Raw genomic sequence first — 22,382 nt, 5'->3', positions numbered from 1 at the left:
CGGCGCACTTAGCCCTTGTGCAGCGCCTCGGCGGCGGCCAACACCTTGTCGACGTGGCCGGCAACCTTCAGGTTGCGCCATTCCTCGCGCAGCACGCCATCCTTGTCGATCAGGAAGGTGCTACGCACGATGCCCATGTACTCCTTGCCGTAGTTCTTCTTCAACTGATAGACGCCGAACTGGTCGCACAGCTCATGCGCCTCGTCGCTGATCAGCTCGAAGGGGAACTCCTGCTTGCACTTGAAACTTTCGTGTTTCTTCAGGCTGTCCATCGACACACCGAAGATCACTGTATTGGCCGCCCGGAACTGTTCGAAGCGGGCGCGGAAGTCCATGCCCTCGGTGGTGCAGCCCGGTGTGGCGTCTTTCGGGTAGAAGTACAGCACCACCTGCTTGCCCTTGAGATCGGACAGCTTCACCTGCTGGCCACTGGTGGCCTGGGCCTGGAAGTCGGCGACGGGTTGGTCGATGGCTACGGTCATGGGGACTCCTTCAATAGAGGCGGTCGATGATCTCGCGAGCTGGCGCCATGCAAGGCCGCGGAGGTTACGCGCTATGAATGAACTGGCCGGATCTGTTGCTGGCGCAGCAGAGCGTCACGGGTTCTGTGGGCGCCAGGGTTCGATCAGCGCATCCAGATTCAATGCATCGGCAAAGTCCAGGAATTGGTCACGCAGCCAACTGATCTGCGTGCCCGCTGGCAGTGTCACGGTCAGCGTGGCGTTGAGCATGGTGCCGCCGGTCTGTGGCGCCTGGTAGGTGTCGCAGGTCAGGCTTTCCAGCTCGACACGGTGGTCGATGAAGAACTGGCACAGCTCGTTGAGAATGTCCGGGCGATACACCGCACTGACGTAGGCAACGTACGGCAGAGCCTGCGGGCGAACTTCGGCGGCGGCGCTGCGAATCACATTGACCGAGAAATCATGCTTCTTGGCCAGCGCGGGCAGGCCGGACTCCAGGCGAGCCAGGGCATCCCAGCTACCGGATACCTGTAGCACCAGGGCGCTGAACTCTCCATGGCGGCTCAGGCGGGTGCTGATAACGGCACAGCGGTTTTCATGGCTGGTGCGGCTGAGCAGGTTGGTCAGGGCCATGGCATCGCGGCCGAGGGCACTGATAACGAGGAATTGTTCGCGAACGGGGGGGGTGGACATGCAGCCTTCCTAAAGCGATGAACGGTCTGCGCACTGGCAGCCACAGACCAAAGACAGCAGGTTAGCGAAAAGCACCGCTCAGGGGAATGGCGGCACCGTGTGCCGAGGGCGACGATGAGTGCCGACAAGCCCTTGTCCGTTGCTTGTGCCGGACTGGTGGCACCAGTACCATTACGGCTCAATTTTTCCGGCAGGAGCGGTTGCATGATTGCGGGCAGTATGGTGGCACTGGTCACGCCCATGGATGCGCAGGGTGGTCTGGATTGGGAGGCCCTGAGCAAATTGGTGGATTTCCACCTGCAAGAGGGCACCAATGCCATCGTCGCGGTCGGCACCACGGGTGAGTCCGCCACGCTGGACGTGGGCGAGCACATCGAAGTGATCAAACGCGTGGTCAAGCAGGTTGCCGGTCGCATCCCAGTGATCGCTGGCACCGGTGGCAACTCCACCCGCGAATCGGTCGAGCTGACCCGTGCCGCTCAGGAAGTCGGCGCCGACGCGGCGCTTCTGGTCACCCCTTACTACAACAAGCCGACTCAGGAAGGCCTGTACCTGCACTTCCGCCACATCGCCGAAGCCGTGGCCATCCCGCAGATCCTCTACAACGTACCGGGCCGCACCGTGTGCGACATGCTGCCGGAGACCGTCGAGCGCCTGTCGAAGATCGACAACATCATCGGTATCAAGGAAGCCACCGGCGACCTGCAGCGCGCCCAGGAAGTGCTGGATCGCGTCAGCAAGGACTTCCTCGTCTACTCCGGTGACGATGCCACTGCCGTGGAACTGATGCTGCTCGGTGGCAAAGGCAACATCTCCGTTACCGCCAATGTCGCGCCGCGTGCGATGAGCGACCTGTGCGCCGCCGCCATGCGTGGCGAGGCGGCTATCGCCCGCGCCATCAACGACCGCCTGATGCCGCTGCACAAGGCGCTGTTCCTGGAATCCAACCCGATTCCGGTGAAATGGGCACTGCACGAAATGGGCTTGATGGGCGACGGTATTCGCCTGCCGCTGACCTGGCTCAGCCCGCGTTGTCACGAACCGCTGCGCCAGGCCATGCGCCAGTGCGGTGTATTGGCTTAACTCAAGGATTCTACGCATGAAGCGACTGGCCGGATTTTCCGCCCTTGCTCTGATCGTCTCCAGCACCAGCGGTTGTGGTTGGCTCTGGGGTGAAAATGGCTATTTCCGTGATCGGGGCACTGATTATCTGGAGGCGCGTCAAACCGCCCCGATGCAGCTGCCGCCCGATGTCCAAGCCAAGCGTCTCGACCCGCTGTTGCCGGTGCCGGCACAGATCGCCAGCAGTACTGAAACCCCGGCGGAGTTCGAAGTGCCGCGTCCGCTGGCACTGCAGGTGCGCGTCGATGAGCGCGAGTTCAGTCTGCAGCGCAGTGGCGATTCGCGTTGGGTCGTGGCCCAGCGCGTACCGGCCGAAGTCTGGCCGCTGGCTCGCCAGTTCTTCGAGGACAACGGCTTCCGTATCGCCGAAGAGCGTCCGCAGACCGGTGAATTCACCACCTCCTGGCAGCGTTTCGACGAACTCTCCGCCGGCATGGCGCGTCGCCTGAGCAGCCGTGTTTCCGGCGTTGCACCGGATGCCGAAACCCGCGTGCGCGTGCGCATCGAGCCGGGCGTACAGCGCAACACCAGTGAAGTCTTCGTGACCAGTGCCGAGCGTCCGGCCGGCAGCACGGCCGATGTCGGCTTCGCCGCCCGCAGTGGCAACGCCAGCCTGGAAGCCGCACTGCTCGACGAAATGCTGGTAAGCATGGCGCGTGGTGTGGAGCAGGGCGGTTCGGTTTCCCTGCTTGCCGCTCGCGACTTCGATGCGCCCAGTCGCGTCAGCCTGAGCGAAGACGGCAACGGCAACCCGGTACTCAACCTTGGTGCCGATTTCGACCGCGCCTGGTCCGGCGTCGCCCGCTCGCTGGAGCTTGCCGACGTACGCGTCGACGACCTCAACCGCAGCCTTGGCCTGTACTACATCAACCTGGCCGAAGGTGCCCAGGTCAATGAAGAGAAGCCAGGCTTCTTCGGTCGCATGTTCGGCAGCGCGCCGAGCAAGGAAGAGATCGAAGCCCGCGCCGAGCGCTATCAGGTTCGCCTGACCCCAGTTGGCGATGGCGTGCAGGTCACCGTGGAAAAAGACCTCAACACCGTTGCCCCGGCCGATGTATCGCGCCGTGTGCTGAGCCTGATCCAGGACAACCTCGGCTGACCGCATCGCGACTCAGCCATTGATCGATGGGCGAAACCCTCAAGGGTTTCGCCTGTTTTGTTTGCCAGAAACGGAAATGCCGACATGAGCACACCCACCACCCTGAGCCTCAAAAAGATCTACTCGGGCAAGGTTCGCGACCTCTACGAAATCGACGACAAGCGTATGCTGATGGTGGCCACTGATCGTCTGTCGGCATTCGACGTGATCCTCGAGCAGCCGATTCCGGAGAAGGGCAAGATCCTTACCGCCATCTCCAACTTCTGGTTCGACAAGCTGGCTGACGTGGTGCCCAACCACTTCACCGGCGACACGATCGAGGACGTCGTGCCGGCTGCCGAACTGCCGCTGGTCGAAGGCCGCGCCGTGGTCGCCAAGCGCCTCAAGCCGGTTGCCGTGGAGGCCATCGTACGCGGTTATATCGCCGGCTCCGGCTGGAAGGAATATCAGAAGAGCGGCACCGTCTGCGGCATCGCCCTGCCGGCGGGCCTGAAGGAAGCGGCAAAGCTGCCGCAACCGATCTTCACCCCCTCGACCAAGGCCGCCGTGGGCGATCATGACGAGAACATCAGCTTCGAGCAGTGCGAAGCCATCATCGGCGCCGAACTGGCCGCCAAGGTGCGTGACACCGCCATCGCGCTGTACAGCGCTGCCGTCGAGTACGCCGCTACCCGCGGCATCATCATCGCCGACACCAAGTTCGAATTCGGCCTGGACGAAGATGGCACCCTGACCCTGATGGACGAAGTGCTGACTCCGGATTCCAGCCGCTTCTGGCCAGCCGACAGCTACGTCGAAGGCCAGAACCCACCGAGTTTCGACAAGCAATTCGTGCGTGACTGGTTGGAGTCCACCGGCTGGAACAAACAGCCCCCGGCCCCGGCTGTACCGGCAGACGTTGCGCAGAAGACCGCTGACAAGTACCGCGAAGCACTGACCCGCCTGACGGTATAAGCCTTAGCGCCAGTCTGGCCTGAGCTCAATAAAAACGCCGCGCTCCGTGAAGGAGGGCGGCGTTTTTGTATCTGTAGCCTGCAGGACAGGGCTGGCTGAGCCCATGAAGCAAAAGCCCCGAATCGCAGTGCGATTCGGGGCTTTTTCGTATGGCGGGAAGATAGGGATTTGAACCCTAGGTGCCATTGCTGACACAACGGATTTCGAATCCGTCCCGTTCGACCACTCCGGCATCTTCCCAAGCGGCGCGAATCATAACAGCTCAATCAGTTTTGGCGAAGCTTATTTTGAAAAAAATTCTTGTGCTATCAGGTGGTTGTGTAAGTTCGCCCTAGGGTAGGCAGTCTTCCTATTCGCTAGCATCGCGGGATCAGCCGAGACCTGAGGGGATAATACTCAGAGAATAGGTGGGCTTCGGGATGCCTGTCAGGTGGAGAGGTTCAAGAATGGAGGCTCGCAGAAGAGCCACTGGAATAGCTGACTAGCGGCACTCGTAAAGCTGCAACCTGAAGGTGTTACTTGCAAGCGTGATTGGTACCGTCATTACCCTTGGCGCGCTCAATGTGGCCGGCCAAGCATTCCTGCAGAACACCGTAAAGAACCTGGCCGAGAACAGGCAGCAACCGAAGCCCAAGCCGGTTGCCGAAATCACCCGATCAGAGCCAACGCCGAGGAACGACTGGGACAGGATCGTGGAAGAGCAGGCAAGACGAGGCGCAATGTCTCAGCAGCAACCTGAGCAGCCCACTGGCTCAGATAGCCCCACGTTCAAGCAGACCGTGTTCAATGATCAGAACTACACGCCGAGAGGGGCTGACAACGTGCTCAGCTCTCGGGAAACTCCAAAGCCTGTAGCTCAAGAACAATCCCAAGAGTCGTTGCGAGTGACTGGAATCAAGGAAGAGAGAAAATTGAAAGATTTGTGCTGGGGTAAAGAAGGAAGCATTGAGCGGCGAAATTGTAGGTCACAAATCGAGCTTAATCACAGGGATTAACGTTTGGTTAAGGGGCGGGCCTTAGCCTGTCCCAGTGACGAAGGGAGCGATTTGAACCACTTGTTAGGCAATGCTACTCAGGAACATTAGCTTGAAAAAGCAGAGCTTCGCGATTTGGTAATTCGTCATACAGGTGTTTAAGTGTTAACTCAATTAATGCCCTGACATCGTGGGGTTGTGGCATTTCAGGTTCTGTGTTCGATATGATCAGTGGCAACGGATTCTCTGAAATAGAGCCCACAAAAACTTTCGCGTCTTTGATTGTAATATCTGAGTGAGCAAGGAATGTGTCTCGAAGACTTAGTAGTCTGTCATGGAGTAAGCGATCAGTCTCTGTGAGATTCTGTAGAGGAAGAATATATCGCCACTTTTTCGTGCCGCGAGACTCTTTATATGGTTTTGCATATTCAATGATTGCCATTTGATACGCTGCGCCCCAAATTATATCTCTTGGCTCTGTACTTTGAAGCTTGCAGATAATTTCCCAGGCCCGATTTAGCCTTATGAGGCACTCTTGGAAGTAGACGTAATCTTCATCGTTGGGTGTCATTGGATTGAGCCTAACGTTTGGTTAAGGGGCCGGCTTTAGTCGGTCCCGAGTGAGCGAAGCGAGCGACTTGAACCAGTAGTTAGGTTTTTATGGTTGCACGGTGCGCGAGTGCCTTACCTCGCTATAGCGCATTTGCAACAGGTTGCCCTGTGACTCAAGGTGCCCTTGCTCGACAAGGTTAGCAACGCGCTGCGCGTAGTAAAGATCTGGAATATCGTTGAACTGACCCTGAATTTTGCTCATGGTTAGCCCTACAAGCATTGCAACCTTTCGCCAACCACTGCCTATATTCGCAAGCAGCTCGGTATCGATTTTCTCTACATCCGAGGCAGAGAGTTTACTTACTGCCAACTCCTGGGCTTGATTCAACGGTGGATCGTTCGGCTCCACTGTACCTGTTTCATTCATTGCTTTTATCTCAGCGTTATCTTGTGCGGTGTCCAAAAAGCCAGAAATAAATGTGGCAATTACTAAAGGCACGAATAGAAGTCTGGCCATAAGAGCCTAACGTTTGGTTAAGGGGCGGGCTTTAGCCCGTCCCAGTGAGCGAAGCGAACGGTTTGAAACAGTTGTTAGAGGTAAGTGACACGCAAACCTCCAGCTTTGATTCCGATAGTATCTCCGCTTTGCATTTCGATGTTATATAGCTCAGAAGTTTTCGTAGCAGAGTTTACAGATACAGAACTGCCCCAAGGATTGTTATGAGGAATTACCGCTTCTTTAAGGTCGGTGAATTCTACAACTCTTATGGCAGATTCAGGCGCATTGGTTTGCGCGATACGAATGTATAAGCGGCAAATTGATTCCGCCCAGCTCACTTCGACTTTTATCAGGCTTGAATCATGCGGAATTAAACCCTCAATTTCCTTGGGCTGCACCATGCTTTCCATGCCTTACCTCTAACTATAAATTAGGCAACATTGCTGTCGCATAACATCCCCCAGTAATGTCTGATAATCAACCATAAGTCGGCGCAAGCCTTTGATTTATCACGTATCAAAGTTGAGAAACGCGATACTCTCAGGTTGGAAAAGCGACACAGAAGACCTTGAGCACAGGGGAGTGACGGCCAGAAGCTAGCTATAGCTGCCTGACCTGTCTAGCTGGCGTGTCGAAATCAACGGGCGACAGAGTGCCGCAATGAGCAGAAGGTGTGAGGCGGAAGCCCCGACTTTGCTGGCTTTGGGCAGCGATGGGCAGCAACGGGCACCCGTAAGACGGGTTCAAATCCCTATCTTCCCGCCATATGCAAACAAAGCCCGAATCGCATCGCGATTCGGGCTTTGTCGTTTCTGGCTGATGACTTTTGTATGACCGTTTCGTGACCTGATCTGCGCACAAGCAACCCTCGATTCGCCCGCAGCTGGCGTCCTACGGGGCTTGCCTGATTTTGTGAGTGAATGTGTGTAATTGAGGCTTGGCACAGTGCCACTGGCTGGACTACTCTCCGGTCACCGGGCTAACGAAGTGTCCCAACAGGCAGGATGCCGACCCCATGCACTTCGTTAGCTCGGTTATCAGTTTCAGCTCCGTTTGCCTTCAGGCGAGCGGAAACGACAAAGCCCTCTGATCGAGGGCTTTTTCGTTTCTGTGCGGCATGATCGCCGCTGTTCGCTCGTATAAGAAGCGTCCTTGCCGTGCTTCCTTCCCCGCCCTTGATCTCAACTTTCGTTAAGCCTAGGCGATATCTGGCTTTTTGCCATTGCTCGTGGCTCAGCGCGCCACGCTGACGCCTTCGAGGCTGGCGAAGGAGGTGTCCTTGGCGGTGAGGAGGAAGTCGCGCATGAAGGGCGCATCGAGCATGTCGGTGCGGATCGCTGCATAAAGCGTGGCGAACAGGCCTTTCTCGCCCAGGCGCTTGGCGCGCACGTAGCCGCGCGAGCTGTATTCATGCAGTGCCCAGTTGGGCAGGCCACAGACGCCACGGCCGCTGGCCACCAGTTGCATCATCATCACGGTCAGCTCCGAGGTGCGTACCTGGGCCGGTTCGATGTCGGCCGGTTCGAGGAAGCGGGTGAAGATATCCAGGCGGTCGCGTTCCACCGGGTAGGTGATCAGGGTTTCGCTTGCCAGATCCTGTGGCTGGATATGCGCCTTGGTCGCCAGACGGTGCTGGTTGGCCACGGCGAGCATGGCTTCGTAGGTGAACAGCGGTACATAGGTGATGCCGCTCAGTTCCACCGGATCAGAGGTCACCACCAGGTCGAGGTCACCGCGAGCGAGTGCCGGAAGCGGGGCGAAGGAGAAACCCGAGGCCAGATCGAGCTCGACTTCCGGCCAGGCATCGCGGAACTGGTCGATGGTCGGCATCAGCCACTGGAAGCAGCTGTGGCATTCGATGGCCATGTGCAGGCGGCCGGCAGTGCCGCCGGCCAGGCGTGCCAGGTCGCGCTCGGCGCCACGCAGCAGGGGCAGGGCAGCGTCGGCCAGTTGCAACAGGCGCAGGCCGGCGCTGGTGAAGCGCACCGGCTTGGTCTTGCGCACGAACAGCTGTAGGCCCAGGCGTTCTTCCAATTCCTTGAACTGGTGCGACAGCGCCGATTGGGTCAGGTGCAGGCGCTCGGCGGCCTCCACCAGGCTGTCGGTTTCGCGCAGGGCGTGCAGGGTTTTCAGGTGGCGTAGCTCAAGCATGGCGGCTCTCGGCGAGGTTCATTCATCAAGTTCAACGGGTTGGATGAAAATGGTTCATGCAGATTACATGAGTAAATCTATAGATCAAGGCGAAAATCTTGAGTTTGTCTCACTCGCTGGCCCTGCGGAGAATGGCGCCATCTCGATTCATTCTGGAGCGTTACGTCATGGCCTTGTCCCATTCCCTCGGTTTTCCCCGTATCGGTCGCGATCGCGAACTGAAAAAAGCCCTCGAAGCCCACTGGAAAGGTGAGCTGGACGAGGCCGGGCTGCGTGCGGTCGGCAAGCGCCTGCGTGCCGAGCACTGGCAATTGCAAAAGGATGCCGGTATCGATCTGCTGCCTGCGGGTGACTTCGCCTGGTACGACCAGGTACTGGGGCATTCTCTGGCTTTTGGTGTCATTCCCGAGCGCTTCCGTCCGGCGTCCGGCAAGCCGACGCTGAACACGCTGTTCGCCATGGCGCGTGGCACCGTGGCGACGAACCATAGCCACAGCTGTTGCGGTGGCGCTCACGCGCAAGAGATGACCAAGTGGTTCGATACCAACTACCACTACCTGGTACCGGAGTTTTCCATCGATCAGCAGTTCGCTCTGAGCTGGGGGCAGTTGTTCGAGGAGGTCGACGAGGCCCATGCGCTGGGCCACAAGGTAAAGCCGGTGCTGATCGGCCCGCTGAGCTACCTGTGGCTGGGCAAGGCCAAGGGCAGTGAGTTCGACAAACTGGAGCTGCTCGAGCGCCTGTTGCCGGTGTATGGCGAAATCTTCCAGCGCCTGGCGGCCCAAGGTGTGGAGTGGGTACAGATCGATGAGCCGATCCTGGTGCTGGATTTGCCGCAGGACTGGAAGAACGCCTTCGAGCGTGCCTACAACCTGATCCAGCGCGAACCGTGCAAGAAGTTGATCGCCACCTATTTCGGCGGCCTGGAAGACAACCTGGGCCTCGCTGCCAACCTGCCGGTCGACGGGCTGCATATCGATCTGGTGCGTGCGCCGGAGCAGTACCCGACCATTCTCGACCGTTTGCCTGCTTATAAAGTGCTTTCGCTGGGAGTGGTCAACGGCCGCAATGTCTGGCGCTGTGATCTGGACAAGGCGCTCGATGTTCTGCGCCACGCCCACGAGCGTCTCGGTGAGAGGCTGTGGGTCGCACCGTCCTGCTCGCTGCTGCACAGCCCGGTGGATCTGGCCCGTGAAGACAAGCTCGACGCCGAGTTGAAGAACTGGCTGGCCTTCGCCGTGCAGAAGTGCGAAGAGGTCGCCTTGCTGGGCCGAGCGCTGGAGGTACCGGAAGATGCCGAGGTGCAGGCCGGGTTGGCGCAGAGCCGTGCCGTGCAGGAGGAGCGTGCGGCTTCTTCGCGCATCCATAAACCCGAGGTGCAGGCCCGCCTGACGGCGATTCGTCCGCGCCATGCCCAGCGCCAATCGCCGTTCGTCGAGCGCATCGAGCAGCAGCGTGAGTGCCTGCAATTGCCATTGCTGCCGACCACCACCATCGGTTCGTTCCCGCAGACTTCGGCCATCCGTCTGGCGCGGCAGTCGTTCAAGCAGGGCAAGCTGAGCGCGGCCGAGTACACCGAGGCCATGTACAGCGAGATTCGCCACGCGGTTCAGGTACAGGAGCGCCTGGGGCTGGACGTGCTGGTGCACGGCGAGGCCGAGCGTAACGACATGGTCGAGTACTTCGCCGAGCAGCTCGACGGATATGCCTTCACCCGTTTCGGCTGGGTACAGAGTTATGGTTCACGCTGCGTCAAACCGGCGGTGATCGTCGGTGACCTGAGCCGCCCGCAGGCGATGACGGTGGAGTGGATCAAGTACGCCCAGGGCCTGACCGACAAGGTGATGAAGGGCATGCTGACCGGCCCGGTGACCATGCTGATGTGGTCGTTCCCGCGCGAGGACGTCTCGCGTGAGGTGCAGGCGCGCCAGTTGGCCTTGGCGATCCGCGATGAGGTGGTGGATCTGGAGGCTGCCGGCATCAAGATCATCCAGATCGACGAAGCGGCATTCCGCGAGGGGTTGCCGCTGCGTCAGGCGGCCTGGCAGGACTATCTGGATTGGGCGACCGAAGCATTTCGCCTGTGCGCGTCGGGTGTGCGTGACGAGACGCAGATTCATACCCATATGTGCTACAGCGAGTTCAATGACGTGATTGAGTCCATCGCGGCAATGGATGCCGACGTCATCACCATCGAAACCTCGCGTTCGGATATGGAGTTGCTGGAGGCCTTCGAGCGCTTCGCCTATCCCAACGAGATCGGTCCTGGCGTGTATGACATTCACTCGCCACGCGTGCCGGACAGCGCCGAGATGGCGGGGCTGCTGCGCAAGGCCGCGCGGCGAATCCCGCTCGAGCGCCTGTGGGTCAACCCGGACTGCGGGCTGAAGACCCGCGCCTGGCCGGAGACCGAAGCGGCGTTGGTGAACATGGTGGCGGCGGCCAGGCAGTTGCGCGTCGAGCTGGCCTGAATCTCCACTGTCGCTGCGAAAGCCCCTCCCACGGTTCGCTGGGCGAGGGGCTTTCGTCGATCCGGGTGTACCGCTCGTCCCCCTTCATCAAACTGTCACGCCTGTGTGGCAGCGCCATCGAGCGACTTTCATCAGACTCGCGCTTCAGTGGGGTTCTGCGTTTCTGGTGTTTTCCATGCGTGCATTCATTTTCTTCGCTGCATTGCTGTGCGGCTTGCCGTCTTTTGCGGCCAATCGTTGTGACCTGTCCGAGCCGACCCGCTATGCGGATGTCGGCGACGTGCGGCTGGCCTATCAGAGCGTTGGCAGTGAGCGCGATCCTGCGTTGCTGCTGATCATGGGGCTGGGCGGGCAATTGATTCACTGGCCCGACGAGGTGGTCGAGCGCCTGTGCCAGCAGGGCTTTCGCGTAGTGCGCTTCGATAACCGTGATGTTGGCCTGAGCAGCTGGAGAACGCCGGCGCCGAGCATCAACCTGGCCTATGAGGTGGTGCGCTATCGGCTGGGGTTGTCACTGGGGGCGCCTTATCACTTGCGCGACATGGCCGCTGATGCGCTGGGTCTGATGGACAGCCTGGGCGTGGATGATTTTCATGTGTTGGGGGCGAGCATGGGCGGCATGATTGCCCAGCACCTGGCCGACCTGGCCCCGCAGCGCGTGCGCAGCCTGACGCTGGTGATGACCAGTTCCGGCGCGCAGGGCCTGCCGGCGCCCAGCGATGCGCTGGTAGCCCTGTTGGCGCGGCGAGAGGCGGGCAGTCGTGAGGCAGCTCTGCAGCAGCAGGCTGATCTGCTCGCGGCGCTGGGGAGCCCCTCGGTGCACGATGATCGCACGCTGTTGCTGCATCAGGCCGAGGTGGCTTACGACCGTGCCTTCAATCCCGAAGGTGTACAGCGCCAGCTATTGGCGATTCTCGCCGAGTCGAGCCGGGTCGAGCTGCTCAATCGTCTGCAGGTGCCGACCTTGGTGGTTCACGGCACTGCCGATCCGTTGTTGCCGGTGATGCATGGCGTGCATGTGGCTGCGCATATCAAGGGCGCTGAGCTCAAGTTGATTCCGGGGTTGGCTCATCGTTTTCAGGAGGCGTTCAAGGAACCCCTGCTGGCTGCCGTGCTGCCGCATCTGGCAGCGCATCGGCAGGATCTGGGCCTGGCGCATCTTTGAGGGGAGGGGCAGTCACAGCTCCTGATTGTGCTTGATCGCCTCACGACGTTGCAGTTGGTCGATGTGCTCGCTGCTGTGGCGCAGCAGCTTGTCGGCCATGACCATTCGCTCGATATAGCGCGCAATGTTCTGCTCGGCGTCGTGGCGGGACAGATACGGCCCTTCCAGCGTGCCTTCGCGGGTGGCGAAGAAATACTGCCCATTGACGGCACTCACGCGTGAACTGCGGTAGTGCGTCCCCGGATGGGGGTCGACGTTGCGTTGACCGAACATGACGAGAACTCCACTGCAGAGGCAGGATGAGTTGAGTCTACTGCGCGCCATATGCTGCGTTGGGCAAAGCGACCAGTGGTCGATGTAGGCGGCCTGATCGCTGTTTTTTAGCGATATTTCTGTGATTTTGACGTCATCGTGCTGACGTTTCCGTTGTGGCGAGCGGTACAGTTACCGCTGGCAACGGGGTGGAACTGTTACTGTGTCGCCTGTCTGAGCTCTCCTAGAATGATCGGCTGCGGTTGGCGAGCCTGCCCATCGCAAGCACGAGGTCGCCATGCATATCTCTTCTGGTCGTTGGATGTACGGCCTGTTCCTTGCCCTGACCACGTCGTTGTTGTGGGGCGTTCTGCCAATCAAACTGAAAGAAGTTCTGCAGGTGATGGATCCGGTCACGGTGACCTGGTATCGCCTGATGGTGGCGGGCTCTCTGTTGTTTGCCTACCTGGCCGTATCGCGGCGCCTGCCGAGTTTCCGCCCGCTGGGGCGCAAGGGCGGCGGCTTGCTGGCGCTCGCCATTGGCGGGTTGACGGCCAATTACGTGCTGTACCTGATGGGGCTCAACCTGCTCAGCCCTGGCACCACGCAGCTGGTGATTCAGGTGGCGCCGATCCTGCTGCTGATCAGCAGCGTGTTCATCTTCCGCGAGCGTTTCAGCCTCGGCCAGGCGATTGGCCTGGTGGTGATGCTGCTGGGCTTCGCGCTGTTCTTCAATCAGCGCCTGGATGAGCTGCTGACCTCGCTGACGACCTATACCACCGGCGTACTGACCGTGCTGGCCGCGGCCTTCGTCTGGACCTTCTATGGATTGGCGCAGAAGCAGTTGCTGACGTCGTGGAGTTCGGTGCAGGTAATGATGGTGATCTACCTGGCCTGTGCGCTGCTGCTGGTGCCCTGGGCGCAGCCGTTGCAGGTGCTGGAACTGAGCCCGCTGCAGGGCTGGCTGTTGCTGGCCTGCTGCCTGAATACCCTGGTGGCCTACGGTGCCTTCGCCGAGGCGCTGGCGCACTGGGAGGCTTCGCGGGTGAGCGCGACCCTGGCGCTGACGCCGCTGGTGACCTTCGCCTCGGTGGCGCTGGCAGCGAGCTGGTGGCCGGATCACGTGGTGCCCGAACAGGTCAACTGGATCGCCTATGCGGGAGCGGTGGTCGTCGTGCTCGGCTCGGCACTGACGGCCCTGGGCCCGTCGATCATGGCGAGCCTGCGCACCCTACGGTGAGTCGTGGCGTGCTCTGTAGGAGGCGCTTCAGCGACGAGTCTTTGTCGCAACCGAAGCCCCTCCCGTGGCCACTACAAACTAGGCCTTGGCTCCCAGGGCTTCGGCCTTGCGCAGCCAGTTCTGGCGTTGCTGTTCGCTGGATGGGCGTACCGGGGCGAATTCGCTCAGGCGGCGGGTCTTGATGCCGCAGAAGCCGAGGATGGTTCGCACCATCTGCCGGTGCGCTGGGGCGCCGTAGATCCAGCGGAAATACCAGGGTGGGGTGTCCATGGTTACCAGCAGGTCGGCGCTGCGGCCGCTGAGCAGTTTGTCCCACAGCTGCGAGCGGTTGCGGTACTTGAAGGCGAAGCCTGGCAGGAATACCCGGTCGAAAAAGCCCTTGAGCAGCGCCGGCACGCCGCCCCACCAGACCGGATAGACGAACACCAGGTGCTCGGCCCAGTGGATCAGACGCTGGGCTTCGAGCAGATCCGGTTCCAGGTTCTGACTCTGCTCGTAACCGTCGCGCAATACCGGGTCGAACTGCATTTCGCCCAGTTTGATCTGGCGTACCACGTGGCCTTTGCCACGCGCGCCATGACTGTAGGCCTCGGCCAGAGCGTGGCAGAGGCTGTCCTTCTTCGGCGTGCCGAGAACCAGCAGAATTCGCTTGCCATCGCCTTCCAGCGGGGTCGCACCGCTCTTGCCTTCAGTCATGCCGACCGGCTCCAAGCATGTCCTGTGGTCGAACCCATTGATCGAACTCCTCTTCGTTCAAGTAACCAAGCTGCAAGGCAGCCTGGCGCAGTGTGCTGCCTTCGGCGTAAGCCTTCTTGGCGATTTCAGCGGCCTTGTCGTAGCCGATATGCGGGTTGAGCGCGGTGACCAACATCAGTCCGCGTTCCAGGTGCGCGGCCATTTGCGCGGCGTCCGGTTGCAGGTCGGCGATGCAGTGCTGCTGGAAGTTACGGCTGCCGTCGGCGAGCAGTCTGATCGATTGCAGCAGGTTATGGATGATCACCGGCTTGAACACGTTGAGCTGCAGGTGGCCCTGGCTGGCAGCGAAGCTGATGGTGGCGTCGTTGCCCAGCACCTGGCAGGCCAGCATCGACAGTGCCTCGCACTGGGTTGGGTTGACCTTGCCGGGCATGATCGAGCTGCCTGGCTCGTTGGCCGGCAGGCGCACCTCGGCGAAGCCGGCGCGCGGGCCGGAACCCAGCAGGCGCAGGTCGTTGGCCAGTTTCATCAGCGCCACGGCCAGGGTCTTGAGGGCGCCGGAGAGCTGTACCAGTGGTTCATGACCGGAGAGGGCGGCGAACTTGTTCGGCGCGCTGGTCAGCGGCAGGCCGGACAGTGCTGCCAGTTCCCCGGCGATAGCTTCGGCGAAGCCGGGTGGTGCGTTGAGACCGGTGCCGACGGCGGTGCCGCCCTGAGCCAGTTCGCAAACCGCGGGCAGGGCGGCGCGAATGGCGGCTTCGGCATGGCCAAGCTGGGCGACGAAGGCGGAAAGCTCCTGGCCGAAGGTGATCGGCGTGGCATCCATCATGTGGGTGCGCCCGGTCTTGACCAGGTTGGCGTGGCGCTGCGCCTGTTCCTGCAGGCCGTCGCGCAGTTCGGCGATGGCTGGCAGCAGGCTGTGCTTCACGGCCTGTGCCGCAGCGATGTGCATGGCGGTGGGGAAGCAGTCGTTGGAACTCTGCGCGCGGTTGACGTGATCGTTGGGGTGTACCGGGCTCTTGCCGCCACGGCTGCCACCTGCCAGCTCATTGGCGCGACCGGCGATCACCTCGTTGACGTTCATGTTGCTCTGCGTGCCGCTGCCGGTCTGCCAGACCACCAGGGGGAATTGCGCGTCATGCTGGCCGTCGAGCACTTCATCCGCGGCCTGTTCGATCAGGCGGGCAATATCGGCTGGCAGCTCGCCGCTGCGACTGTTGACCCGGGCAGCGGCTTTCTTGATCAGGGCCAGGGCATGCAGTACGGGCAGTGGCATGCGTTCGACGCCGATGGCGAAGTTGATCAGAGAACGCTGCGTCTGCGCGCCCCAGTAGGCTTCGTTGGGGACTTCGATGGGGCCGATGCTGTCTGTTTCGGTACGGCTCATGGGGTTCTCCGGAAGGTGGGGCGAGGGTGCTTGGCAGTTTAGGCTGCCTCGCTGGAGACTGGTTCCACGGATTGTCTATTGGCCCTATTACCAGCGTGCGTGCGTCTCGCCGAGCCAGCCCAGCGCCCCATCGACCGGCACGCGTTCGCCCTTGGGGCCGCGCAGCACGCCGGTGTAGTGGCCGAACCACTGCACGGTATTGGCATGGAAGGGGCCGAGTTTGGGGCAGGCGCGATGCAACTGACGCGGGGTGAAGAGCAGTGAAGCGCTGTCGTCTGCGCTGTCCAGGCGCCACGGCGCCAGAGGCGCCTGCGAGCTGCGTTCGATCTGCATGGGGCTGTCCAGCAGTTGCACTTCACCGCCGAACCACAAGGCGTCTTCCGACAGGCCGCTGTGTTCCAGCCAGCCCGAGCCGAAGTTGCCGGCGATGCCGCCGGCTGCGGCAAAGGCCGCGCGTTGCCAGTAGCTGTTCAGTGGCCAGACGCCACGGCCGAAATCCAGTGCAGCGAAGCTTTGTCCGGGTGTGCAGCGGTATTGCTTGCGTCCCAGTTGCACGCTACCGGCTGCCGGCAGGCCGAGTTGTCGGCTGGTGGCGTGGAAGCCGCCGCCCTGCAGCGGTGCGACCAGATTGACCGATTGCAGGTGAGCGGGGCGCTGGATGTCCAGGGCCACCTGCAGTGGCTGGCCGCCTATATCAGGCGCTGTCGCGGTCAGGCGCAGTCGGCCTGGGTGCTCGTCGATGCGTAGCTGCAGGCGTGAATGGCTGAAGGCGTGGCTTTCCAGCGGCAGATCCGGCAGCTGGCAGCCCAGGGCGAAGGGGCGGAACTGGGTGTGCGCCACGGCCTGGCCGTTTTCCAGGTCGAGGAAATAGGCAGCGCCGTAGCCCAGGTAATCGAGGTCGGCGAGGGTCAGGGAGAGCATCCATTGCGGCGTGGTGATGCACCAGTGGTTCCAGCGTTTGCGGCGCCCTGCATGGCCATGCAGGGTGCAGTCCACTTGCGGGCGGCTCGACCAGCCGACAGCGTCGTCCAGCAACCGGCCTTTGCTGTCGCAAAGCGGCTGTGGCGGAAGAGCGGTATAGGCGGTGGCGATACTGGTCATCGAGCACGTCCATGTGTGTGCGCAGGCTGGCGATCAATTGCCGAGGCGGGGAGTGCGCACGCCATCTATCTACTGGTGGATGGCGCAAAGCATGCCGAGCGCGCGCTAGCATGGGCAAGTACTGGCAATTTGGCAACTGACCAGCGGGTGCGCCAGTGGACATGCGCGTTGTGAGCCAGTGCACAACTCGCTGGAGCGCTTGAGGGAATTCGGCTCAGGGCACAAAATGCGGCCACCGCAGTCTACTCAGACTCATTCATCACCAGTGGAAGCCTCTCCATGCTCCGTTTCTCCCAACTGTGCACCGCCGTTCTGCTTAGCGCTTCGGCATCCCTGGCCATGGCCGATGCTGCCAGCCACGCCGCCGATGCCGAGCGCTTCCTCAAGCTGGCCCATGCCGACAAGCTGACCGTGCCGGTCTATGCCCAGGTGCAGCAGATGTTCGCCCAGCGTTTCGCCCAGGCGCCAGAGGGCAAGAAAGCCGTGCTGGAGAGCTACCAGGCCAAGGCCAATACGGCATTGGACAAGGCGGTGGGCTGGGACAAACTCAAGCCGGACATGGTCAAACTGTACACCACCAACTTCAACGAGCAGGAACTCAAGGATCTGATCGCCTTCTATGAGTCGCCGCTGGGGCAGAAGGTGCTGCAGAAGATGCCGACCCTCACCGCACAGTCGGCGCAGATCACCCAGAGCAAGCTGGAAGCCGCGGTGCCGGAAGTGAACAAGCTGCTGGCCGATATGAGCAACGAGATCGGCGTCAAACAACCCTGATGGAGCCCATGATGTCCAAGCAAGACCTTCTCACCGCGGCCCTGACCGATCTGCAGCCCGAGCACCTCGACGTGCTGGATGAGAGCCACATGCACAGCCGCGGCCTGGAAACGCACTACAAGGCGGTGATCGTCAGCCCGGCGTTCGCGGGCCTGAATGCGGTCAAGCGGCACCAGAAGGTCTACGCCACGGTTGGCGAGCTGATGGGGCAGATCCATGCCCTGGCGCTGCATACCTACACCCCGGAGGAGTGGGCGGCGCAGGGCGTGGCACCGGATTCGCCGACCTGCCATGGCGGCAGCAAGCACGACCACTGAGTTCGCCTGCCGGGCGCCCGCAAGGGTGCCAGGCCATCGTCCCTGCTGTAGAATCACCCCGCGCCGGCCCACGCCGGCGTTTTCGTTTGAATCGCGATCTGCGCCTTCGCCGCCTTGCCGGGTCGGTGCACGAGATCGCACCGCAGTCCGCCCTTTACGTGGGTGACTACTGAGAGAACTGTTCATGACCGACAAGATCGTCGTCGCGGCGCTGTACAAATTCGTCTCCCTGCCGGATTACCAAGCGCTGCGCGAACCCCTGCTGCAAACCCTGATCGACAACGACATCAAGGGCACCCTGCTGCTCGCCGAGGAAGGCATCAACGGCACCGTTTCCGCTAGCCGAGCCGGCATCGATGCGCTGCTCGCCTGGTTCCGTCTGGACGCGCGCCTGGCCGACATCGATCACAAGGAATCCTATTGCGATGAACAGCCGTTCTATCGCACCAAGGTCAAGCTGAAGAAGGAAATCGTCACCCTCGGCGTACCGGGCGTCGACCCCAACCAGCGCGTCGGCACCTATGTCGAGCCGCAGGACTGGAACGCCCTGATCAGCGACCCGGAAGTGCTGCTGATCGATACCCGTAACGACTACGAAGTGGCCATTGGCACCTTCGAGGGCGCCATCGATCCCAAGACCAAGTCGTTCCGCGAGTTCCCCGAGTACGTTCGCCAGCACTTCGACCCGAGCAAGCACAAGAAGGTGGCGATGTTCTGCACCGGTGGCATTCGCTGCGAGAAAGCCTCCAGCTACATGCTCGGCGAAGGGTTCGAAGAGGTCTATCACCTCAAGGGCGGCATCCTCAAATACCTCGAGGAAGTGCCGCAGGAACAGACCAAGTGGCAGGGCGACTGCTTCGTCTTCGATAACCGCGTCACCGTGCGTCATGATCTGTCCGAGGGCGAGTACGACCAGTGCCACGCCTGCCGCACGCCGATTTCCGTCGAGGATCGCCAGTCCGAGTTCTACAGCCCCGGCGTCAGTTGCCCACACTGCTGGAATTCGCTCTCGGAGAAAACCCGTGAAGGCGCTCGCGAGCGGCAGAAGCAGATCGAGCTGGCGCGTGCGCGCAACCAGCCGCACCCCATCGGCCGTAACCCCCGCCAACTGAACGAGGCCTGATCATGGCAAGCCGCCTGCTCTACGTGATGGATCCGATGTGCTCGTGGTGCTGGGGCTTTGCCCCGGTCGTCGAGGCGCTCGCCGAGCAGGCTGCTGCGGCAGGCGTGCCGTTACAGGTCGTGGTCGGCGGCTTGCGCCGTGACCAGGTGGCCGTCGATGCAGCGGCGCGGGTGAAGTACCTGGGCTACTGGCAGGCGGTCAATGCCAGCACCGGGCAATTGTTCGATTTCCAGCGTGGGCTGCCAGAAGGATTGGTGTACGACACCGAGCCGGCTTGTCGCGCGCTGGTCACCGCACGCCATCTCGATGTCGCCAGCACCTGGGCGCTGCTCAAGGGCATTCAGCAGGCGTTCTATACCGAAGGTGTCGACGTCACCCAGGCCAGTGTGCTGGTGCAACTGGCCGAGCAGGCGGGCATCCCGCGCATCGAGTTCGCCGAGGCCTTCGACAGTCAGGCCATGCATGAGGCCACGGCCGCCGATTTCAGCTGGGTGCAGGATCTGGGTATTGCCGGCTTCCCCACGCTGCTGGCCGAGCGTGACGGCCAACTGGCTCTTCTGACCAACGGCTATCAGCCTTTGGACGCGTTGGCGCCGCTGCTGGGCCGTTGGCTGGAGCGTGCGGCTCATGCCTGATCGGTTGAGCTGGGCTGAAGTCCGTCGCCTGGCCCTGCATCACAGGAAAGCGCTGATCCTTGCCAATCTGGTCGCCGTGCTGGCAACGCTGTGCAGCGTGCCGATCCCCTTGCTGTTGCCGTTGCTGGTCGACGAAGTGCTGTTGGGCGATGGCGATGCCGCGCTCAAGGTGATGGACAACTTCCTGCCGGCCAATTGGGAAACGGCCGCCGGCTATATCGGTTTGATGCTGGTGCTGACCCTGGTACTGCGTGGGGCGGCGCTGATATTCAACGTGCTACAGGCGCGGCTGTTCGCCCGGTTGTCCAAGGACATCGTCTACCGCATCCGCATGCGCCTGATCGAGCGCCTCAAGCGTATCTCCCTTGGCGAGTACGAGAGCCTCGGTGGCGGCACCGTGACCACGCACCTGGTCACCGACCTGGATACGCTGGACAAATTCGTTGGTGAGACGTTGAGCCGCTTTCTGGTGGCGGTGCTGACATTGGTCGGCACCTCGGCGATTCTGATCTGGATGCACTGGCAGCTGGCGCTGTTGATCCTGCTGTTCAATCCGCTGGTGATCTACGCCACGGTACAGTTGGGCAAACGCGTCAAACATCTGAAGAAACTGGAAAACGACAGCACCGCACGGTTCACCCAGGCGCTGACCGAAACCCTCGAGGCTATTCAGGAAGTACGCGCCGGCAATCGCCAGGGCTTCTTTCTCGGCCGCCTTGGCGGTCGCGCCCGTGAGGTGCGTGACTACGCCGTGGCCTCGCAGTGGAAGAGTGATGCCTCTAATCGCGCCAGCGGCCTGTTGTTCCAGTTTGGTATTGACGTGTTTCGCGCTGCGGCGATGCTCACCGTGCTGTTTTCCGACCTGTCCATCGGCCAGATGCTCGCGGTATTCAGCTACCTGTGGTTCATGATCGGGCCGGTGGAACAACTGCTCAGCCTGCAATACGCCTTCTACGCCGCTGGCGGTGCGCTGACGCGAATCAACGAGCTGCTGGCGCGCAAGGACGAACCGCAGTATCCCGGCCAGGTGAATCCGTTCAAGGGGCGTGAAACCGTCGGCATCGAGGTGCATGGGCTGACCTTCGGTTACGGCGAGGAGCCGGTGCTCAATGGCCTGAACCTGTCCATCGCACCAGGAGAGAAGGTGGCTATCGTCGGTGCGTCCGGTGGCGGCAAGAGCACGCTGGTGCAGCTGTTGCTCGGCCTCTACACGCCGCAGGCCGGCAGCATCCGCTTCGGCGGCAGCAGCCAGGAGGAGATCGGCCTGGACTGCGTGCGCGACAACGTGGCGGTGGTGCTGCAGCATCCGGCGCTGTTCAACGATACGGTGCGCGCCAACCTGACCATGGGCCGTGAGCGTAGCGATGAAGCCTGTTGGCAGGCGCTGCGTATCGCGCAACTGGCCGATACCATCGAGCAACTGCCGCAGGGGCTCGATAGCGTGGTTGGCCGCAGCGGCGTGCGCCTGTCCGGTGGCCAACGTCAGCGTCTGGCAATTGCCCGCATGGTGCTGGCCGAACCCAAGGTGGTGATCCTCGACGAAGCCACTTCAGCGCTGGACGCCGCCACCGAGTATGCGTTGCACGAGGCGCTGGCGCAGTTCCTCAATGGCCGCACCACATTGATCATCGCCCACCGCCTGTCTGCGGTGAAACAGGCCGATCGCGTCCTGGTGTTCGACGGCGGTAGCGTCGCCGAGGATGGCGGTCATCAGCAGTTGATCGCCGAAGGCGGGTTGTACGCCAAGCTGTACGGGCATTTGCAGCAGGGTTGACGCTTCTGTTAGTGCGCACTCTATGAGCTGGAGTTTGTAGGGGGCGCCGTGCGCACCGCGTCGATGATAAGCGTCAGGCCATGTCGATCAACGCTTCGCCCAGTTCGTCGAACAGGCTCTGTACCGAGCGCAGGGCGCGGCAGTCCGGGCGGGTGAGAAGCCAGAGTTCGGTATCGCAACCGGGCAGGGCAGGTGTCAGTGCCTGCAATTCCGGCTGGCTGCGCAGGATGAAATCCGGCAATGCCGCCACGCCCAGCCCTGTGCGGGCCAGTTGCGCCACGGCATGCATGCTGCTGCAGCGATAGGCGGGCGTCACTCCGGGGAGTTCATGCATGCGCCACAGCACCGTGGCGTGGTCGGGCATCGATTCGTCCGGTGCGATCCACGGTTGGCGGCTCAGGTCGCTGCGATCCTGTCCGTCATTTCGTGCACAGACGACATAGGACACCGAGCCGAGTCGTCGGCCGACCAGGTGTTCCGGCGGCTGTCTGGTCAGGCGCAGGGCGACGTCGGCATCGCGTCGGCTGAGGTTGGCGAAGTCATTGGAGGTGACCAGTTCCAGCGCCAGTGCCGGGTAGTTCGGCATGAAGCGCGCCAGCGCCGGCAGCAGCAGGCTGCTGAGTACGGCGTCGGTACAGGTCAGGCGCACCGTGCCGCTGACCACCTGTTTGCCCTGTTCCAGTGCCACGCGCGCGGCATCCAGTGCCTGCTCGGCCTGTTCCGCCTGCTCGGCGAGGGCCTTGGCGGTGTCGGTCGGCTCGTAGCCGCGCCGGCTCTTTTCGAACAGCGCCACGCCCAGGGCGGCTTCCAGTCGGCGGATGGAGCGGAACACCGTGGAAACGTCGACCTGCAGCAACTCGGCCGCACGGGCCAGGGAGCGCCCGCGTACCAGTGCAAGTACCAGGGTGAGGTCGGTGTGGTCGATCTGATATTGCATTTGTG

Annotated in this window: 23 protein-coding genes and 1 tRNA gene; 12 read left to right on the top strand and 12 right to left on the bottom strand. The window is 61.6% G+C overall.

Annotated features, from left to right (window positions below):
- Positions 1-8: 8 nt before the first annotated feature.
- Complete coding sequence (locus C7A17_RS00795; RefSeq protein WP_106736217.1) at positions 9-482, bottom strand: peroxiredoxin; 474 nt, start codon at positions 480-482, stop codon at positions 9-11.
- Between the two features lie 114 nt (positions 483-596).
- Positions 597-1,154 carry a glycine cleavage system transcriptional repressor gene (locus C7A17_RS00790; protein ID WP_106736216.1) on the bottom strand — a complete coding sequence of 186 codons (558 nt, stop codon included), beginning with the start codon at positions 1,152-1,154 and terminating at the stop codon, positions 597-599.
- Between the two features lie 204 nt (positions 1,155-1,358).
- Between C7A17_RS00790 and dapA the strand changes: the two genes are divergently transcribed.
- The 3 genes from dapA (at position 1,359) to C7A17_RS00775 (ending at position 4,329) form a co-directional block, all read left to right on the top strand.
- Positions 1,359-2,237, top strand: a complete 879-nt coding sequence (gene dapA / locus C7A17_RS00785) for a 4-hydroxy-tetrahydrodipicolinate synthase (RefSeq protein ID WP_106736215.1) — start codon at positions 1,359-1,361, stop codon at positions 2,235-2,237.
- Positions 2,238-2,253: 16 nt separating this feature from the next.
- Positions 2,254-3,375 (top strand): outer membrane protein assembly factor BamC, encoded by a 1,122-nt coding sequence (bamC, locus tag C7A17_RS00780; RefSeq protein ID WP_106736214.1) that lies wholly within the window; start codon positions 2,254-2,256, stop codon positions 3,373-3,375.
- 84 nt (positions 3,376-3,459) lie between these two features.
- Positions 3,460-4,329 (top strand): phosphoribosylaminoimidazolesuccinocarboxamide synthase, encoded by an 870-nt coding sequence (locus C7A17_RS00775; RefSeq protein WP_106736213.1) that lies wholly within the window; start codon positions 3,460-3,462, stop codon positions 4,327-4,329.
- Between the two features lie 150 nt (positions 4,330-4,479).
- Here the strand turns inward: C7A17_RS00775 and C7A17_RS00770 are convergent.
- A tRNA-Ser gene (locus tag C7A17_RS00770) sits at positions 4,480-4,569 on the bottom strand.
- Between the two features lie 287 nt (positions 4,570-4,856).
- On the opposite strand from C7A17_RS00770, the gene C7A17_RS00765 reads away from it, so the two are divergent.
- The gene (locus C7A17_RS00765; RefSeq protein ID WP_106736212.1) at positions 4,857-5,324 is read left to right on the top strand and encodes a hypothetical protein; all 468 of its coding nucleotides are present in this window, start codon (positions 4,857-4,859) and stop codon (positions 5,322-5,324) included.
- 73 nt (positions 5,325-5,397) lie between these two features.
- On the opposite strand, the gene C7A17_RS26690 is transcribed toward C7A17_RS00765, so the two are convergent.
- The 4 genes from C7A17_RS26690 to metR form a co-directional block, all read right to left on the bottom strand.
- Complete coding sequence (locus C7A17_RS26690; RefSeq protein ID WP_158704627.1) at positions 5,398-5,874, bottom strand: hypothetical protein; 477 nt, start codon at positions 5,872-5,874, stop codon at positions 5,398-5,400.
- An 87-nt stretch (positions 5,875-5,961) separates the two neighbouring features.
- Positions 5,962-6,372, bottom strand: a complete 411-nt coding sequence (locus tag C7A17_RS00760) for a DUF3658 domain-containing protein (protein ID WP_106736211.1) — start codon at positions 6,370-6,372, stop codon at positions 5,962-5,964.
- Between the two features lie 74 nt (positions 6,373-6,446).
- Positions 6,447-6,764, bottom strand: a complete 318-nt coding sequence (locus C7A17_RS26685; RefSeq protein ID WP_158704626.1) for a hypothetical protein — start codon at positions 6,762-6,764, stop codon at positions 6,447-6,449.
- An 823-nt stretch (positions 6,765-7,587) separates the two neighbouring features.
- Entirely contained in the window at positions 7,588-8,505 is a 918-nt protein-coding gene (gene metR, locus C7A17_RS00755; RefSeq protein ID WP_106736210.1) for a transcriptional regulator MetR, read from the bottom strand.
- Between the two features lie 167 nt (positions 8,506-8,672).
- Between metR and metE the strand changes: the two genes are divergently transcribed.
- Positions 8,673-10,976 carry a 5-methyltetrahydropteroyltriglutamate--homocysteine S-methyltransferase gene (gene metE / locus C7A17_RS00750; protein ID WP_106736208.1) on the top strand — a complete coding sequence of 768 codons (2,304 nt, stop codon included), beginning with the start codon at positions 8,673-8,675 and terminating at the stop codon, positions 10,974-10,976.
- Between the two features lie 175 nt (positions 10,977-11,151).
- The gene (locus C7A17_RS00745) at positions 11,152-12,141 is read left to right on the top strand and encodes an alpha/beta fold hydrolase (protein ID WP_106736206.1); all 990 of its coding nucleotides are present in this window, start codon (positions 11,152-11,154) and stop codon (positions 12,139-12,141) included.
- A gap of 12 nt (positions 12,142-12,153) precedes the next feature.
- Here the strand turns inward: C7A17_RS00745 and C7A17_RS00740 are convergent, their stop codons facing one another.
- A complete protein-coding gene (locus C7A17_RS00740) occupies positions 12,154-12,414 on the bottom strand; it encodes a DUF6316 family protein (protein WP_106736204.1) in 261 nt (86 codons plus the stop codon).
- A gap of 277 nt (positions 12,415-12,691) precedes the next feature.
- On the opposite strand from C7A17_RS00740, the gene C7A17_RS00735 reads away from it, so the two are divergent.
- Positions 12,692-13,633, top strand: coding sequence for a DMT family transporter (locus C7A17_RS00735; protein WP_106736202.1), 942 nt, complete (start codon positions 12,692-12,694; stop codon positions 13,631-13,633).
- A gap of 78 nt (positions 13,634-13,711) precedes the next feature.
- Here C7A17_RS00735 and C7A17_RS00730 read toward each other — a convergent pair whose 3' ends face one another.
- From C7A17_RS00730 to C7A17_RS00720, 3 genes are all read right to left on the bottom strand, one after another.
- The gene (locus tag C7A17_RS00730; protein WP_106736200.1) at positions 13,712-14,329 is read right to left on the bottom strand and encodes an NAD(P)H-dependent oxidoreductase; all 618 of its coding nucleotides are present in this window, start codon (positions 14,327-14,329) and stop codon (positions 13,712-13,714) included.
- Positions 14,322-15,716: a class II fumarate hydratase gene (locus tag C7A17_RS00725; protein ID WP_106736197.1), complete on the bottom strand. Its 1,395-nt coding sequence runs from the start codon at positions 15,714-15,716 to the stop codon at positions 14,322-14,324. Before C7A17_RS00725 ends, C7A17_RS00730 begins: the two co-directional genes overlap by 8 nt.
- An 87-nt stretch (positions 15,717-15,803) precedes the next feature.
- Positions 15,804-16,817: a DUF2804 domain-containing protein gene (locus C7A17_RS00720; RefSeq protein ID WP_106736195.1), complete on the bottom strand. Its 1,014-nt coding sequence runs from the start codon at positions 16,815-16,817 to the stop codon at positions 15,804-15,806.
- Between the two features lie 279 nt (positions 16,818-17,096).
- On the opposite strand from C7A17_RS00720, the gene C7A17_RS00715 reads away from it, so the two are divergent.
- From C7A17_RS00715 to C7A17_RS00695, 5 genes are all read left to right on the top strand, one after another.
- Positions 17,097-17,591 carry a DUF2059 domain-containing protein gene (locus C7A17_RS00715; protein WP_106736193.1) on the top strand — a complete coding sequence of 165 codons (495 nt, stop codon included), beginning with the start codon at positions 17,097-17,099 and terminating at the stop codon, positions 17,589-17,591.
- An 11-nt stretch (positions 17,592-17,602) separates the two neighbouring features.
- On the top strand, positions 17,603-17,908 hold the full coding sequence (locus C7A17_RS00710) for a BolA family protein (RefSeq protein ID WP_106736190.1): 306 nt from the start codon (positions 17,603-17,605) through the stop codon (positions 17,906-17,908).
- 184 nt (positions 17,909-18,092) lie between these two features.
- Positions 18,093-19,031, top strand: a complete 939-nt coding sequence (gene trhO / locus C7A17_RS00705) for an oxygen-dependent tRNA uridine(34) hydroxylase TrhO (protein WP_106736188.1) — start codon at positions 18,093-18,095, stop codon at positions 19,029-19,031.
- Positions 19,032-19,033: 2 nt separating this feature from the next.
- Positions 19,034-19,666: a DsbA family protein gene (locus tag C7A17_RS00700; RefSeq protein WP_106736186.1), complete on the top strand. Its 633-nt coding sequence runs from the start codon at positions 19,034-19,036 to the stop codon at positions 19,664-19,666.
- Positions 19,659-21,440, top strand: coding sequence for an ABC transporter ATP-binding protein (locus C7A17_RS00695; RefSeq protein WP_106736184.1), 1,782 nt, complete (start codon positions 19,659-19,661; stop codon positions 21,438-21,440). Before C7A17_RS00700 ends, C7A17_RS00695 begins: the two co-directional genes overlap by 8 nt.
- Before the next feature lie 73 nt (positions 21,441-21,513).
- On the opposite strand, the gene C7A17_RS00690 is transcribed toward C7A17_RS00695, so the two are convergent.
- Positions 21,514-22,377, bottom strand: a complete 864-nt coding sequence (locus tag C7A17_RS00690) for a LysR family transcriptional regulator (protein WP_106736182.1) — start codon at positions 22,375-22,377, stop codon at positions 21,514-21,516.
- Positions 22,378-22,382: the final 5 nt, after the last annotated feature.

The sequence above is a fragment of the Pseudomonas mendocina genome (assembly GCF_003008615.1).
GTDB classification, from domain to species: domain Bacteria; phylum Pseudomonadota; class Gammaproteobacteria; order Pseudomonadales; family Pseudomonadaceae; genus Aquipseudomonas; species Aquipseudomonas mendocina_C.
Note: the sequence above shows the minus strand (reverse complement) of the source record. Positions and strands in the feature narration are given on the sequence as shown.

Coding starts and splice junctions, on each gene's coding strand:
- C7A17_RS00795 (WP_106736217.1), bottom strand. CDS start 482: ATGACCGTAGCCATCGACCAACCCGTCGCCGACTTCCAGGCCCAGGCC.
- C7A17_RS00790 (WP_106736216.1), bottom strand. CDS start 1,154: ATGTCCACCCCCCCCGTTCGCGAACAATTCCTCGTTATCAGTGCCCTC.
- dapA (WP_106736215.1), top strand. CDS start 1,359: ATGATTGCGGGCAGTATGGTGGCACTGGTCACGCCCATGGATGCGCAG.
- bamC (WP_106736214.1), top strand. CDS start 2,254: ATGAAGCGACTGGCCGGATTTTCCGCCCTTGCTCTGATCGTCTCCAGC.
- C7A17_RS00775 (WP_106736213.1), top strand. CDS start 3,460: ATGAGCACACCCACCACCCTGAGCCTCAAAAAGATCTACTCGGGCAAG.
- C7A17_RS26690 (WP_158704627.1), bottom strand. CDS start 5,874: ATGACACCCAACGATGAAGATTACGTCTACTTCCAAGAGTGCCTCATA.
- C7A17_RS00760 (WP_106736211.1), bottom strand. CDS start 6,372: ATGGCCAGACTTCTATTCGTGCCTTTAGTAATTGCCACATTTATTTCT.
- C7A17_RS26685 (WP_158704626.1), bottom strand. CDS start 6,764: ATGGAAAGCATGGTGCAGCCCAAGGAAATTGAGGGTTTAATTCCGCAT.
- metR (WP_106736210.1), bottom strand. CDS start 8,505: ATGCTTGAGCTACGCCACCTGAAAACCCTGCACGCCCTGCGCGAAACC.
- metE (WP_106736208.1), top strand. CDS start 8,673: ATGGCCTTGTCCCATTCCCTCGGTTTTCCCCGTATCGGTCGCGATCGC.
- C7A17_RS00745 (WP_106736206.1), top strand. CDS start 11,152: ATGCGTGCATTCATTTTCTTCGCTGCATTGCTGTGCGGCTTGCCGTCT.
- C7A17_RS00740 (WP_106736204.1), bottom strand. CDS start 12,414: ATGTTCGGTCAACGCAACGTCGACCCCCATCCGGGGACGCACTACCGC.
- C7A17_RS00735 (WP_106736202.1), top strand. CDS start 12,692: ATGCATATCTCTTCTGGTCGTTGGATGTACGGCCTGTTCCTTGCCCTG.
- C7A17_RS00730 (WP_106736200.1), bottom strand. CDS start 14,329: ATGACTGAAGGCAAGAGCGGTGCGACCCCGCTGGAAGGCGATGGCAAG.
- C7A17_RS00725 (WP_106736197.1), bottom strand. CDS start 15,716: ATGAGCCGTACCGAAACAGACAGCATCGGCCCCATCGAAGTCCCCAAC.
- C7A17_RS00720 (WP_106736195.1), bottom strand. CDS start 16,817: ATGACCAGTATCGCCACCGCCTATACCGCTCTTCCGCCACAGCCGCTT.
- C7A17_RS00715 (WP_106736193.1), top strand. CDS start 17,097: ATGCTCCGTTTCTCCCAACTGTGCACCGCCGTTCTGCTTAGCGCTTCG.
- C7A17_RS00710 (WP_106736190.1), top strand. CDS start 17,603: ATGTCCAAGCAAGACCTTCTCACCGCGGCCCTGACCGATCTGCAGCCC.
- trhO (WP_106736188.1), top strand. CDS start 18,093: ATGACCGACAAGATCGTCGTCGCGGCGCTGTACAAATTCGTCTCCCTG.
- C7A17_RS00700 (WP_106736186.1), top strand. CDS start 19,034: ATGGCAAGCCGCCTGCTCTACGTGATGGATCCGATGTGCTCGTGGTGC.
- C7A17_RS00695 (WP_106736184.1), top strand. CDS start 19,659: ATGCCTGATCGGTTGAGCTGGGCTGAAGTCCGTCGCCTGGCCCTGCAT.
- C7A17_RS00690 (WP_106736182.1), bottom strand. CDS start 22,377: ATGCAATATCAGATCGACCACACCGACCTCACCCTGGTACTTGCACTG.